Below are 12,775 nucleotides of genomic sequence, written 5' to 3' on the forward strand. Positions count from 1 at the left end.
CACCGCGGCGATGTCGTCATCCTCGATGGTCTGGCGGCCGTAGGGCAGGAAAGGGTCGGTCATCCTAGGACCATTCCACATTCAGCGAGACGGAGGTCAGGCCGCTTTTGATAGCCCTCCTCCTCGATGGAGGAGGGTTGGGTGGTGGTGTGGCCACGGAGGTCGCGGAGATGGAGCGAGAGGCGCCTGAGCCCAACGGAGCCTTCGCCTTCACCTCACCGGACACACCACCATCCCCACCCTTCCTCCATCGAGGAGGAAGGGAGCCCGCCCGGCGGCCGAAGGTCGGTTGAATGTCGATCGGTCCTAGTCCTGTGCGCGCCGCCGGCGCCGCGGCGCCGCGTCCTCGAGCAGCGCCAGCAGGCCCTCGCCGGTCAGCCAGTCGTCATTGGTGTCGCTGGCGTAGCTGAAGCCCTCGGGCAGCGGCGCGCCCTTCAGGCCCGCACGGGTGTATTCTACGAAGGCCGGCTCGATGGCGTAGCGGTCGCCGAGGTCGAGGGTGGAGCGGGCGTCGTCCGCCGAGATCATCATCTCGTGGAGCTTCTCGCCGGGCCGGATGCCGACCACCTTGATCGGCAGGTCGGGGGCCATGGCGGCGGCCAGGTCGGTCATCTTCATCGAGGGGATCTTCGGCACGAAGATCTCGCCGCCGCTCATCATGCCGAGCGAGGAAAGCACGAAGTCGACGCCCTCTTTCAGGGTGATCCAGACGCGGGTCATCCGCGGGTCGGTGATCGGCAGCTCCGCCGCGCCCTTGGCGATCAGCCGCTGGAACAGCGGCGCGACCGAGCCGCGCGAGCCCACCACATTGCCGTAGCGCACCACCGAGAACCGCGTGCCGATGTCGCCGGAGAGATTGTTGGCCGCCACGAAGGTCTTGTCGGAGGCGAGCTTGGTCGCCCCGTAGAGGTTGATCGGGTTGCAGGCCTTGTCAGTGGAAAGCGCCACCACCTGCTTCACCCGGTTGGTCAGACAGGCCCAGACCACGTTCTCGGCGCCCAGCACATTGGTGTGGATGCATTCGGAGGGGTTGTACTCGGCCGCCGGCACCTGCTTGAGCGCCGCGGCATGGATGATGACGTCGACGCCGCGGGTCGCCAGGATCAGCCGCTCGCGGTCGCGCACGTCGCCCAGGAAGAAGCGTAAGAGCGACATCTTCTCCGCCCCGAACCGCTCGCCCAGGTCGGCCAGCATCTCGCTCTGCTTCAGCTCGTCGCGCGAATAGATGATCAGCTTGCGCGGCGCCGCGCGGGTCAGCACCGTCTCGACGAAGCGCCGGCCGAAGGACCCCGTGCCGCCGGTGACGAGGATGACCTTGCCGTCGAGGTCGAGGGTGGTCGGCGTAAATCGGCCCAAGGCGCGCTCCGGGAAGGCGGCGAATCTGGTTGCTCGACGCACTTGTGGCGCAGCTCACGTAAAGAGACCGCTAACCATAATCGGCGACAGATATGAGCGATGAGACGCCGCGACCTTCTCGCCCTGATCGTCCTGGCCGCCACCGCGCCCGTCGTCAGCGCTGCGGAGGACAAGAAGAAGAAGTCCGGCGGCGCTGACTACATCCCGATCGACACCCTGACGGGCTCGACCAACAAACCGGACGGACGGCGCGGCGTGCTGACCGTGGACTGCGGGCTCGAGGTCGCCGATGCGAAACTCCGTGAGCGGGCCACGGTCTCGCTCCCCAGGCTCCGGGCCGCCTACGTCCAGGTGGTGATGACCTACGCCGCGGGCCTCCCCTCCGGCGCCCAGCCGAACCCGGACTTCATCGCCACGGCCCTGCAGCGTCAGACCGACCTGGTGCTGGGCCGTCCCGGCGCGCGCCTGCTGATCGGCGCGGTCGTCGTCAACTAGCGCCTCACATCGCCGAGATGCCGCCGTCGAGCTTCATCTCGGCGCCGGTCATGAACTTGCTTTCGTCGGAGGCCAGGTAGAGGCAGGCGTTGGCGATGTCGTCGGGCTCGCCGATGTGGCCCAGCGGCACCTGCCGGCCGAGCTTGGCCTCCGCCTCCTCCTTGCCGAACCGCTGGCGAAGCGGATCGAGGATCGGCGTGTCGATGAAGGTCGGGTGGATGGAGTTTGAGCGGATATCCAGCCCCTGCTTGGCGCAGTGCAGGGCGATGCCCTTGGACAGCAGCCAGACCGCGGCCTTGGAGGCGTTGTAGACCGGCGAGTTGTGGGCCGCGATCAGGCCGGCGATCGAGGAGATGTTGACGATCGAGCCCGGCTGGTGGGCGCGCATGTACTTCAGTGCGTGCTTGGTCCCGAGGAACACGGAATCGACGTTGACGCTCATGACGAGCTTCCAGTCCTCGAGGCTCAGGCTCTCGATGTCGCCGCCGCGGCTGATGCCGGCGTTGTTCACCAGCACCGAGATGCCGCCCATGGCCTCGTCGGCCTCCTCCAGGGCGTAGACCCACTGCTCTTCCTTGGTGACGTCCAGCGGGAAGGCGAAGGCCGTGCCCGCGCCGTGGGCGGCGTTCAGCTCGGCGGCGACCACCTTGGCGCCCTCCAGGTTGATGTCGGCCACCGAGACCTTGGCGCCCTCGGCGGCCAGCTTGCGCGCCATGGCCGCGCCCAGCCCCTGCGCCCCGCCGGTGATGAAGGCCTTCTTGCCCGCGACGCGTCCTGCCATGTCGTTCTCTCCTGCTATTTCGCGCCGAGCGCCGCGGCGGCCTGATCCATGAACTTCGCCAAGGTCACGTCGAGCTCGGTGACCCCGTCCGCATCATGGGTGGCGAGCGTCACCTCCACGCGGCTGTAGACATTGAACCATTCGGGATGGTGGTCGAGCTTGTCGGCCTTCAGGGCGACCCGCGTCATGAAGCCGAAGGCCGCATTGAAGTCCGCGAACTTGAAGGTCCGGCGGATCGCATCGCGCCCGCCCTCGACCGCAGCCCAGCCCGGCAGGGTCTTCAGCGCTTCCGCCGCGCCGATCTTCGTAGGACGGGTCATGCCGGCTCCTCCGCATCGAAGGTCAATCCCGTGACGGCCGCCAGCTCGGCCAGGGTCTGGTCCACGTCCACCACCTTGATCGCCCGCATGCCGAGCGCCGCGGCCGGCTTGCAGTTGATGCCGAGGTCGTCGAGGTAGACGCAGGCCTCCGGCTTCACCGCCAGCAGCTCGCACATCATCCGATAGATCTTCGGGTCGGGCTTCCGAACGCCGGCCTTGGAGCTTTCGATGATCGCGTCGAACAACGGCATGATCTGGCCCATGGCGCCGGCGGCCCGCTGGATCTCGTCCTGTCCCGGGCTGTGCATCGAGACGACGTTGTTGGTGATGCAGCCCACCTTGAAGCGCTGTTTGCAGGCCTTCAGCGCCGCCACCATCCGCGGCCGCACCGAGCCGGAGAGCAGCGGCAGGACGTCACGTCCCTGCACGGGATGTCCGAGCGCCGTGGATTCCTCGAGGAACAGCTGGTCGAAGCGGTCCGCATCGACCTCGTTGCGCTCGAACAGGGCCCAGGCGTTGTCATGATGGTTGGTGGCGTTGATCCGCCGGATCAGGTCCTTCGGCAGGCCCTGCTCGGCCTCGTAGCGGTTGAAGGCCTCGAACGGCGAGGAGATGAACACCCCGCCGAAATCCCAGATCACCGCCTCGATGTCCGCCTTGGCCGCCATCCGCACGCTCCGCATCCGATGAGGCGGCGGACGCTAGAGAGGCGCGCAGGGACGTGCAAGTAAGGGGCATGCTTCCCTACCGCCTTCCGAGACCGCTGCGGCTCGCCCTTTACGCCCTGGCTACCGCCATCCTGCTCTACCTCTGCCTCGCGCCCAGCAAGGACCTGCCGAAGGTAAACCTGTGGGACAAGGAGGAGCATGCGGCGGCCTGGCTGGTGCTGACCGCGACGGGGCTCATCCTTTCACCCCGGCGGCCGCGGGCCATCGCCCTCTACGCCTTCGGTATCGGCGTCTTCGTCGAGCTCGCCCAATGGGCCATGGGCTTCGGCCGGGACGCCGACTGGCACGACGTGGCGGCGGATTGCGTGGGGATCGTCGTGGCGTTCCTTGTCTATGGCGCGACCCTGCTTATGGCTCGGCAGCGCCTCCGCGCTCCTCAATGATCCCCGGCCACCGCCCCTGGGAGGAGGCGGCCGACTTCCAGATCGGCCTCAGGCCCATCGCGCCCGCCGACTGGCTGGAGGGCGGCGAGGCCGATCCCGCGGCGCGCAAGGACCCGCTGTTCGCCGCCCATCGCGGCCTGGTCTGGGCCGAAGCCGAGGGCTCGCGCGCCGGCCAGGCGGAGGTCCTGGAGCTGGTCGAGGCCGCGCTCGGCCCCGCGCTACCGCCGCCGGGCCTGCCGCCGCTCTACGCCGCCGCCCGGCGCACCGCCGACGATCTCTGCCTGATGGAGAAGCGCGACGGCCAGTGGCGGCTGGCGGCGCTGTCGCTCTCGGCCGGCAGCTTCTTCACCGCCGAAGAGGTGATCGGGCGCAGTCTGGCCGAACTGCACGGACCGGTGACCGGCTTCGCCGAGCGGTTCCTGGTGCGGGTGCAGCGGATCTTCGACGGCCTGCGCCCGGACCTGGTGCTGGAGCGCCGCAACTGGACGCTGCTCAACTCCGACGCCCTGCACACCCCCGCCTCCGCCCCGATCCGCGCGAGGATCGGCGAGGTCGATCCGGTCCAGGCCGGCGGCGCCCTCAACCTGCGCGTCGAGCGCCAGACCCTGCGGCGTCTGCCCCGGACCGGCGGCGCGCTGTTCACCATCCGCGTCTGGCTGGAGCCGCTGGACAGCCTGCGGAACGACCCGCACCGGCTGGCGGCCTTCGCCCGGGCCTGGCGGGCCGCGACGCCGGAGCTTCGCGCCTACAAGCGCTTCGACCTCTATGACCATCTGGTCGAGGGTTTCCTGCGCCGGGCCGGCGCGCCGGAGGGGGACTGACCATGCCGTCAACGCCGGAGCGCCGGTTCATCTATCTGGCGACCCCCTGCTACGGCGGGCTGGTCAACATCGTCTACCTGCGCTCGGTGATGACCCTGCAGGCCGCTTGCGAGGCGCGCGGGATCGGCGTGCATGTCGAGCTGCTGGCCAACGACGCCCTGATCACCCGCGCCCGCGCCCGGCTCGCCGCACGGTTCCTGGCTCACCCGCACGCGACGCACCTGTTCTTCGTCGACGCCGACATCGGTTTTTCGCCCGAGAGCGTCTTTAGGCTGCTGGACGCCGACAAGGGGATCGCCGGCGGCGTGGCCCCCCTGAAGCACATCGACTGGGACAAGGTCCGCGCCGCGGCGAAGGAGGACGCGCCGGACCTGATGGCCAAGGGCGTCGGCTACGTCGTGCGCTTCGTTCCGACGCAGGACAGTTCGGTCGAGGTGGAAGGCGGTCTCGCCAAGGTCTCCTACGTCGGCAACGGCTTCATGATGATCCGGCGCGAGACGCTGGCGCGCGTCGGCGAGGCCCATCCAGAGCTGACCGCGGACCTGAGCGACGTCGAGCCGGGGCTGGAGGGGGTCGCCATGGTCTTCGACACCATGATCGAGCCGGACACCGGCCAGCACCTGTCTGAGGACTACGCGCTCTGCCGGCGCTGGCGCGATCTGGGCGGGGAGATCTGGGCGGACGTCGAGAGCCGGCTGACCCACGTGGGCCACGCGGCCTACTCGGGAAGCCTGCTGGAGGCGATGCGCCGCGGATAGCTAGTGTCCCGATTCCGAAGTTCGCAAGCGCTTGCGGCTGACTTTGACGAACTTCGGAATCGATAAGGACACTAGCAAGTATATGTTTCTAGTGTGCTTCTTGGATTTGAAGTTCGCTCGGCGCGTGGCCCGTCAATGTGGCGAACTTCAAATCCAGCACACTAGCGGCGGTGCAGGACGACGGCGTCCGCGGTGCGTTCGACGCGGAGCGGCGCGAAGGCCTGCAGGCGGCGCAGCACGTCGGATTCGCTGTCGGTCACCAGGACACCCGAGAAGCGCAGGGCGGCTGTCGGGGCGTCGGCCGTGCGCACCGGGACCACGAAACGCCGCGAAAGGTCGGCAGCGACGTCCGAGAGCGGCTGGTCGCGGTAGATCAGCTGGCCGCTGGTCCAGGCGAAGGCCGTGGCGGAGTCGGAAACCTTGAGGATCGAGCCGTTCTGGCCCTCGGTGTGCGTCAGCTGCTGGCCGACGGTCACCCGGGTCGGCCGGGCCTGCGGCGCGCCGGCCGGCCGCACCTCGACCACGCCGCGGCGGACGGTGAGGGCGACCTTGTCGGCCCGGTGGCGCAGGTTGAACTCGGTGCCGACCACGCGCACCTGGCGGTCGCCGACGGCGATCAGGAACGGGCGCACGGTGTCATGCGCCACGTCGAATACGGCCTCCGCATCGCCCATCTGCACCCGGCGCGCGTCGCGGCCGAGGCTGACGGTGATCTTCGACGCGGCGTTCAGCCGGATGCGGGTGCCGTCGGCGAGCACGAGCTGCCGCGTCTGGCCGGCCGCCGTCTGGTAGCTCCGCGGCGCCGCCCCGGGCGCGGGCCAAAGCCCGATCCCCATCGCCGCCACAAGGCCCGCGGCGATCGCTGCGCCCGCGGCCAGCCAGGCCCGGCGGCCAGGATTCCCGGCCGCGCTGCGCGCCAGCCGGCGGCGGCGCGCCGCCAGCAGGGGACGCCCGCCGAGGTCGCGGGCGACCGGCGCATAATCGAGGTCGATCCACAGGGCTTCGAGACGTTCGTAGGCGCGGGCGTGCGCCGGCGACGCCTGCAGCCAACGCTCGAACGCCAGCCAGTCGTCGCCGGTCGCAGCCTCTCCCTGGAGGCGCGCGAACCAGCTGGCCGCCTCCTCGGCTATGCCACCTGCCCCCTGGAACTCGTCGCGCCTGCTCATCAGCCCCACGCCCGCGGATCGAAAAACCGTTCGGCTTCGATGAGATGACGCCGCGGCCCGACGCGCCCCTCCAAATAACGTGTTCTGCGGATCACGGAAGCCTCGCCAGGAGGTGTTTCAGCGCGGCCATCATGTGTTTTTCGACGGCGCTGCGCGAGATGCCAAGCGCGGCCGCGACCTGCGGATGACTGAGGCCCTCGAACTTGTGCATGCGGAAGATCCTCTGGGTCTGCGGGTTCAGGTCCTCGATCGCGGCGGTGAGCAGGCTCAGGCGTTGGCGCGCGGCGACCGCGGCCTCGGCGCTGGGCTCGGCGGAAATCTCCTCGTTCCCGATCCGCACGGTCTGGCTGTCCAGCCAGGCGCCGTCCCGGTGCGCCGTGCGCCGCTCGCCGCGGAGACGGTCGAGCATCAGGTTGGAGCCCAGCCGGTAGAGGTAGGCCATCGGATTCTGGATCGCCGCGGGATCATCGAGCCCCGACAGGCGGACGTAGATGTCCTGCACCAGGTCCTCGGCGGCCGCGACGGAGCGCAGGCGAACGGTGAAAAACCGGACAAGGTCGGCGCGCCGCTCCAGGTAGAGCTCCATCAGCGCCGAACCATGGTGTTCTTGCAACGCCAAACGCTCTCTGCCGAGCTTGCGGCCCAAACCCAGCGCTTCCCACCCGACCGGGGCGCGCGCCCGACACCATGGTGCGGCGCGCGGCCGGCGCCAATGGCCGAGGGTGCGACGAGCTTGCGCGCCATCAGACGGTTCCCAGCCCAGGGCGTGGCGGGTATGAGGGCGGATGCTTGCGCCGACAGGGGAACCTTTGCGTCACCAACCCGCCCCCCGCCCGGCCACAGACGCAAGCGCCGCCGCACGGCCGCTCGAGCTCGGCGTCGTCATCCCGACCTTCAAGGAGGCCCCGAACGTCGCGCCGCTGCTGGCCAAGCTGGAGGCGGCGCTACAGGGCGTGGCCTGGCAGGCGATCTTCGTCGACGACGACAGCCCCGACGGCACGGCGGCGACCGTCAAGGCCGTCGCCGCCGTCGATCCGCGGGTGATCTGCCTGCACCGCATCGGCCGCCGCGGTCTGGCGGGGGCGGTGATCGAAGGCGCCATGGCCAGCGCCGCGCCCTATGTGGCGGTGATCGACGGCGACCTGCAGCATGACGAGACCCTGCTGCCGCAGATGCTCCGCGAGCTGCAGGCGGACCGCGCGGACATCGTGGTGGGCAGCCGCTACCTGGCGGCGGCTGGCGCGGACGCGTCCGCCCTCGGCGCGCGCCGGGAGGCGGGAAGCCGGCTCGCCAACTGGCTCGGAAGGCGCGTGCTGCGCGCCGAGGTCACCGACCCGATGAGCGGCTTCTTCATGCTGCGCCGCGAGATGATCGAGGCCGTGGCCCCGACCTTGGCCACCGCAGGCTTCAAGGTGCTGTTCGACATCCTGGCGTCACAGAAGACGCCGCCGCGCTACCTTGAGCTGCCCTACGAGTTCCGCGCCCGCGTCGCTGGCGACAGCAAGCTCGATAACGGCGTCGTGGTGCAATATCTCGGGCTGCTTGTCGCCAAGCTCTCCCGCGACCTGATCTCGCCGCGTTTCATCATGTTCGGCCTGGTGGGCGCCAGCGGAGTGGGCGTCCATCTGCTGATCCTGCGCTCGCTTCTGCCGTTCGGGTTTTCCGCCGCCCAGCTGACCGCCGCGCTCGGCGCCATGACCTCGAACTACCTGATCAACAACGCCGTCACCTACCGCGACCGGCGCAAGCGCGGCTTCGCCCTCATCGCAGGCTACTTCAAGTTCGTCGTGCTCTGCAGCGTGCCGCTGGCGGCGAACGTGGCCGTTGCGACCATGGTCTACGAGCGCGGGCCTTCGTGGTGGGTCGCTGGCGTCGCCGGGGCCGTGGTGGCGGCGGTCTGGAACTACGTCACCACCTCCCGGGCCGTTTGGTGAAGTCGGCCGCCCTCGGCTCCGGCCGCGGTCTTCTGCTGTTGGCGCTGGCGCTCACCGCCCTGCGCCTCGCCGCCGCCGGCGCCATCCACCTGACCGAGGACGAGGCCTACTACCGGCTCTGGGCGCAGCACCTGCAGCTGGGCTACCTCGACCATCCGCCGATGATCGCCTGGTGGATCCGCGCGGGCGAGGCGATCGCCGGCGACACGCCGCTGGGCGTGCGCCTGCTGCCGGTGCTGGCGAGCGGGCTCAACACCTGGCTGATCGGCGACCTGGCCCGGCGCCTGGGCGCGCAGCCCGGCGCCGCCTTCCGCGCCGCGCTCTGGTACAATGCCACGCTCACCGTCTGCCTGGGCGGCATGCTGGCGATCCCCGACGCCCCGGCGAGCCTCTTCTGGACGCTCACCCTGTGGACCCTGGCGCGCTTCTGGGAGCAGCGGCGCGCCGTCTGGTGGCTGGCGGCCGGGCTCGCCGCGGGGCTGGCCGTACTCTCCAAGTACTCCGGCCTGTTCCTGGCGCCGGGCGTGCTGCTCTGGCTGCTTCTGGTCCCCGGCGGGTGGGCAGAACTCCGCAAGCCCGGACCCTGGGCCGCCGTGGTCCTGGCAGGGCTGGTGTTCGCGGCGAACGTGGCGTGGAACTCCCAGCACCACTGGCTGACCTTCGCCAAGCAGTTCGGCCGCGTGGCGCCCCACGGCCTGTCGCCGGGACACGTGGCGGAGTTCCTCGGCGGCCAGCTCCTGCTGTTCACGCCGCTGATGGCCGCCTTCGCGATCAAGGGGGTCGGCCAGGGCTGGCGCACGCGCGCGGAGCCCGGCGCCGTCCAGCTGATATTGCCGCTCGCCACCTCCGCGCCCTTCGCCGCATACCTGTTGATCCACAGCCTGCACGATCGCGTGCAGGCGCATTGGCCGGCGCCGCTGTTCGGAGCCTTGGCGATCTGCGCGGCGGTGGCCGCCGAGGGGTCTGGGGAGACTCGAGCCGGCCGGCTCGTGCGCGGGCTGGCGCCGGCCATCGGCTTCGCGATCGGCGCCGCGGCGTTCGTCCTGATGGTGCTGCCCACGCCGACGCTGCTGGGGCGGCTCGACCCGACCCTGGCCTTGCGCGGCTGGCCCCAGTTCGCCGCCGACGTGGAGCAGCTCAGGGCGCGGACCGGCGCCGCCTGGGTCGGAACCGAGAGCTACGGGGTCTATTCGCAGCTCAACGCCGAAGGCCGCGTCGCGGCTCCCCTGCTGGAGGTGGTCGAGCGCGACCGCTACTGGCCGAGCGACCCGCACCCGGACTTCGCCCGGCCGGGGCTGATCGTCGACATCTCCCGCCGGATGATTCCGCAAAACGTGTTGCGCTGCTTCACGACCGTCGCGCCGGCCGGAGAGATCGCCCGGGCCGGCGGCTCGGGCCGCAACCAGCGCTACACCGCCTTCCTGGTCTCGGGCCCCAGGCGCGACGTGTGGACACGCGGCTGCCCCGACCAGGTCTCGCCCGGCGTCTGGCGCTAGTGTGCTGGATTTGAAGTTCGCCGCATTCACGGGCCATGCGCCCGAGCGAACTTAAAATCCAAAAAGCACACTAGATACATTCACTTGCTAGTGTCCTTATCGGTTCCGAAGTTCGCAAAAGCCAGCCGCAAGCGCTTGCGAACTTCGGAATCGGGACACTAGGGCGCGGTGACGCCTAGAAATTGCGGCTCAGGCCCAGTCCAAAGGTGCGGGGCCGCAGCGGCGTGGCCTGGTTCGCGCGCGAGCGGCTGAACGGGTTGCCGTAGGCGAAGGTGTTGCCGACCTCGTCGGCGACGTTGTCGACGTAGGCCGTGGCCCTCCAGGCGGGGGTGCTGAGCGCCGCCGCGATCCGCCCCGAGGCATAGCCGCCCATGCGATTTCCTGAGCCCCCGTCGAAGGTCAGGTAGGAGCGACCGACATAGGCCACCTGCGCCGACGCCTCCGCGTCGAACCGGCCTATCCGCCAGCGGTAGCGCACGTCGGCCGCTCCCATGTCGTAGGGCACCCCCGGCAGGCCGATGTCGCGCCGCGCCGGGAAGACGTCGGCGGCGCGGGTGATCTGCGGATCCTCCACCAGGAAATTGGCGCGCACCTGCAGCTGCGGGTTCGGCCGCCAGACCGCCTCGGCTTCCAGGCCGGTGTTCGAGCCGTCCCCGATATTCACCGTCATGGGCAGTCCCGAGGCGAGCCGCTGATCGGTCTGCAGGTCCCGCCAGTCGGCGTGGAAGATCGCCCCGCGCAGGGTCAGCGCGTGATCGAACAGCGGCAGGCCGGCGCCCAGCTCGTAGCTCCACAGATGGTCGGGGCGGAAACGGGCGGCGACCGTCTCGATGGTCCCTCCGCCGGCCGCGGCCGGGATGTTGAAGCCGCCCGCTCGGTAGCCCTCCTGCACCTGGGCGTAGACCACCACGTCCGGGGTCGCCGCGAAGCTCAGGCGCAGTTTCGGGGCGAGGCCCTGGTCTGTCAGTCGCCCGCGCACCGGCGCCACGGGTTCCGCGGCGATAGCGAAGTCGCCGGCATGGGTCTCCACGCGGGTGGCGAACCAACGCCCGCCGGCGGTGGCGGTGAGCCGGGGCGTGATGTCGTAGGCGACCTCGCCATAGGCGGCGGCCTCCAGGAGCCGGTCGCGGCGGCGGTAGATTGAGCGCGCCGGCTCCGGCGGCGTGACGCCGACCAGCTGGGCGGCGTCCATCTCGTCGGCGTAGGAGGCGAAGGCGCCGGCCAGCCACCGCAGCGGACCCGGGTTGTTCGAGGAAAGCAGGCTCTCGACCGCCCACAGCTTGATCCGCTTGTCCTCGTCGAAGGCGCCGCCGGTCGTTGAGCCACCCGCGGCCCGGAAGGCGCCGGTGGCGTCGTAGCGGGTGGTGAGGGTGTGATCGATGAAGGCTGTCGAGATCTTCAGGTCGGCCGCGCCGCCGGCGTGCGCGGCCGTGACCCCGACCTCCGAGAAGTCGTTGTCGTGCGGTTCGCGAACGTGCGCATCACGGGTCAAGGGACCGTCGGAGCCTTGGGTGTACTGGCTGTCGGCCGTGGCGATCGACTGGTGCGCGACGCCGGCCTCCAGGCGCCAGCCGTCCGGTAGCTCGGCCAGCGCCGCGAGCCGCCCGCCCCAGCGGCGGCTGGAGTTCACGTCCCGCAGGCCCAGCACGGGGTTGTCGATGTATCCCCCGCGCGCGTCGCTGTAGAGCACGCCGCGGACCGCGCCGCGGCCGCCGGCCAGCGGCAGGTTCGCCATCGCCTCGACGCCGGAGGAGGGACCGCCGTGCTGGCTGAGCATGCCCTCCGCCGAGATCGCCCCGAAGGCAGCCGTGACGTCCGGCTTGGCTGTCACGATCCGCACGATGCCGCCGATGGAGCCGGAGCCGTAGAGCGTGCCCTGCGGGCCCCGCAACACCTCCACCCGCTCGACGTCGGCCAGCCGCAGGTCCGGGTCCGGGGCGTTGTAGGTGATCGGGACATCATCGAGGTAGAGGCCGACCGTCGACTGGGTCTTGCCGGTGAACGAGCCGTCGGACAGGCCGCGGACGAAGATCTTGTTGCGCCCGGAGCCCAGATTGGTGACCGCCACGCCCACCACCTGGGCCGCCACCTCGTCGAAGCTCCTGCCGCCAAGCGCCAGCACGTCGTCCGCCGAGAGCACGCTGATCGCCGAGGCGCTGCGGGCCAGCAGTTCAGGCCGCTTCTCCGCCGTCACCAACAGCTCGTCCAGGCGCGGCGCGACATAGGATTCGGTTTCCAGCCGCCGGGGCGCGGCGGCCGCTGCGGCCGGCGTGCGGCCGGAGATCCGGAAGCTGGTGGCGTCGAGCGCCTCGAACCTGCAGCCTGGCGGGAGCAGCGCGGCCAGGGCCTTGGCGGGGGTCATGGAGCCCGAAACCGCGCGTGACATACCGCCGCAATCGCGGGCGGGCAGGCCGCCGACCGAGACTCCCGCCTGTACCGCGAAGCGAACCAGCGCAGCCTCCAGCGATTCGGAAGGCAGCTGAAATGTCCGGGTTTCGGCAGCCAGGGCCATCCCCGGCGCCGCAAGCATTGCCATG

Annotated in this window: 13 protein-coding genes; 6 read left to right on the plus strand and 7 right to left on the minus strand. The window is 70.2% G+C overall.

The window, feature by feature from the left end; translation table 11 throughout:
- Positions 1 to 306: 306 nt before the first annotated feature.
- Positions 307 to 1,356, minus strand: a complete 1,050-nt coding sequence (gene pseB, locus JWP28_RS04125) for a UDP-N-acetylglucosamine 4,6-dehydratase (inverting) (protein WP_299540268.1) — start codon at positions 1,354 to 1,356, stop codon at positions 307 to 309.
- 99 nt (positions 1,357 to 1,455) lie between these two features.
- Here pseB and JWP28_RS04130 point away from each other — a divergent pair, with 99 nt between their 5' ends.
- The gene (locus JWP28_RS04130; RefSeq protein WP_299540271.1) at positions 1,456 to 1,851 is read left to right on the plus strand and encodes a hypothetical protein; all 396 of its coding nucleotides are present in this window, start codon (positions 1,456 to 1,458) and stop codon (positions 1,849 to 1,851) included.
- Positions 1,852 to 1,855: 4 nt separating this feature from the next.
- Here JWP28_RS04130 and JWP28_RS04135 read toward each other — a convergent pair whose 3' ends face one another.
- From JWP28_RS04135 to JWP28_RS04145, 3 genes are read right to left on the minus strand one after another with little or no spacing between them, the layout of a single operon-like run.
- On the minus strand, positions 1,856 to 2,632 hold the full coding sequence (locus tag JWP28_RS04135) for an SDR family oxidoreductase (protein ID WP_299540274.1): 777 nt from the start codon (positions 2,630 to 2,632) through the stop codon (positions 1,856 to 1,858).
- A gap of 14 nt (positions 2,633 to 2,646) precedes the next feature.
- Positions 2,647 to 2,952 (minus strand): 4a-hydroxytetrahydrobiopterin dehydratase, encoded by a 306-nt coding sequence (locus JWP28_RS04140; RefSeq protein ID WP_299540277.1) that lies wholly within the window; start codon positions 2,950 to 2,952, stop codon positions 2,647 to 2,649.
- Positions 2,949 to 3,620 carry an HAD-IA family hydrolase gene (locus JWP28_RS04145; protein ID WP_299540280.1) on the minus strand — a complete coding sequence of 224 codons (672 nt, stop codon included), beginning with the start codon at positions 3,618 to 3,620 and terminating at the stop codon, positions 2,949 to 2,951. Before JWP28_RS04145 ends, JWP28_RS04140 begins: the two co-directional genes overlap by 4 nt.
- Before the next feature lie 68 nt (positions 3,621 to 3,688).
- Between JWP28_RS04145 and JWP28_RS04150 the strand changes: the two genes are divergently transcribed.
- Genes JWP28_RS04150 through JWP28_RS04160 form a run of 3 tightly spaced genes read left to right on the plus strand, consistent with a single transcriptional unit; the run spans position 3,689 to position 5,642 of the window.
- The gene (locus JWP28_RS04150) at positions 3,689 to 4,063 is read left to right on the plus strand and encodes a hypothetical protein (protein ID WP_299540283.1); all 375 of its coding nucleotides are present in this window, start codon (positions 3,689 to 3,691) and stop codon (positions 4,061 to 4,063) included.
- A complete protein-coding gene (locus JWP28_RS04155) occupies positions 4,060 to 4,884 on the plus strand; it encodes a heme-dependent oxidative N-demethylase subunit alpha family protein (RefSeq protein WP_299540285.1) in 825 nt (274 codons plus the stop codon). Before JWP28_RS04150 ends, JWP28_RS04155 begins: the two co-directional genes overlap by 4 nt.
- A gap of 2 nt (positions 4,885 to 4,886) precedes the next feature.
- Entirely contained in the window at positions 4,887 to 5,642 is a 756-nt protein-coding gene (locus tag JWP28_RS04160; RefSeq protein WP_299540288.1) for a hypothetical protein, read from the plus strand.
- Positions 5,643 to 5,803: 161 nt separating this feature from the next.
- Here JWP28_RS04160 and JWP28_RS04165 read toward each other — a convergent pair whose 3' ends face one another.
- Together JWP28_RS04165 and JWP28_RS04170 are read right to left on the minus strand one after the other, a co-directional pair.
- Positions 5,804 to 6,808, minus strand: a complete 1,005-nt coding sequence (locus JWP28_RS04165; RefSeq protein WP_299540290.1) for a FecR domain-containing protein — start codon at positions 6,806 to 6,808, stop codon at positions 5,804 to 5,806.
- A 91-nt stretch (positions 6,809 to 6,899) separates the two neighbouring features.
- Complete coding sequence (locus tag JWP28_RS04170; protein WP_299540292.1) at positions 6,900 to 7,421, minus strand: sigma-70 family RNA polymerase sigma factor; 522 nt, start codon at positions 7,419 to 7,421, stop codon at positions 6,900 to 6,902.
- Between the two features lie 196 nt (positions 7,422 to 7,617).
- Here JWP28_RS04170 and JWP28_RS04175 point away from each other — a divergent pair, with 196 nt between their 5' ends.
- Positions 7,618 to 8,742 (plus strand): glycosyltransferase family 2 protein, encoded by a 1,125-nt coding sequence (locus tag JWP28_RS04175; protein WP_299540294.1) that lies wholly within the window; start codon positions 7,618 to 7,620, stop codon positions 8,740 to 8,742.
- Positions 8,739 to 10,238, plus strand: coding sequence for a glycosyltransferase family 39 protein (locus JWP28_RS04180; RefSeq protein ID WP_299540296.1), 1,500 nt, complete (start codon positions 8,739 to 8,741; stop codon positions 10,236 to 10,238). Before JWP28_RS04175 ends, JWP28_RS04180 begins: the two co-directional genes overlap by 4 nt.
- Positions 10,239 to 10,413: 175 nt before the next feature.
- On the opposite strand, the gene JWP28_RS04185 is transcribed toward JWP28_RS04180, so the two are convergent.
- Positions 10,414 to 12,750 (minus strand): TonB-dependent receptor, encoded by a 2,337-nt coding sequence (locus JWP28_RS04185; RefSeq protein ID WP_299540298.1) that lies wholly within the window; start codon positions 12,748 to 12,750, stop codon positions 10,414 to 10,416.
- Positions 12,751 to 12,775: the final 25 nt, after the last annotated feature.

The sequence above is a fragment of the Phenylobacterium sp. genome, from assembly GCF_028290885.1.
Classification (GTDB): domain Bacteria; phylum Pseudomonadota; class Alphaproteobacteria; order Caulobacterales; family Caulobacteraceae; genus Phenylobacterium.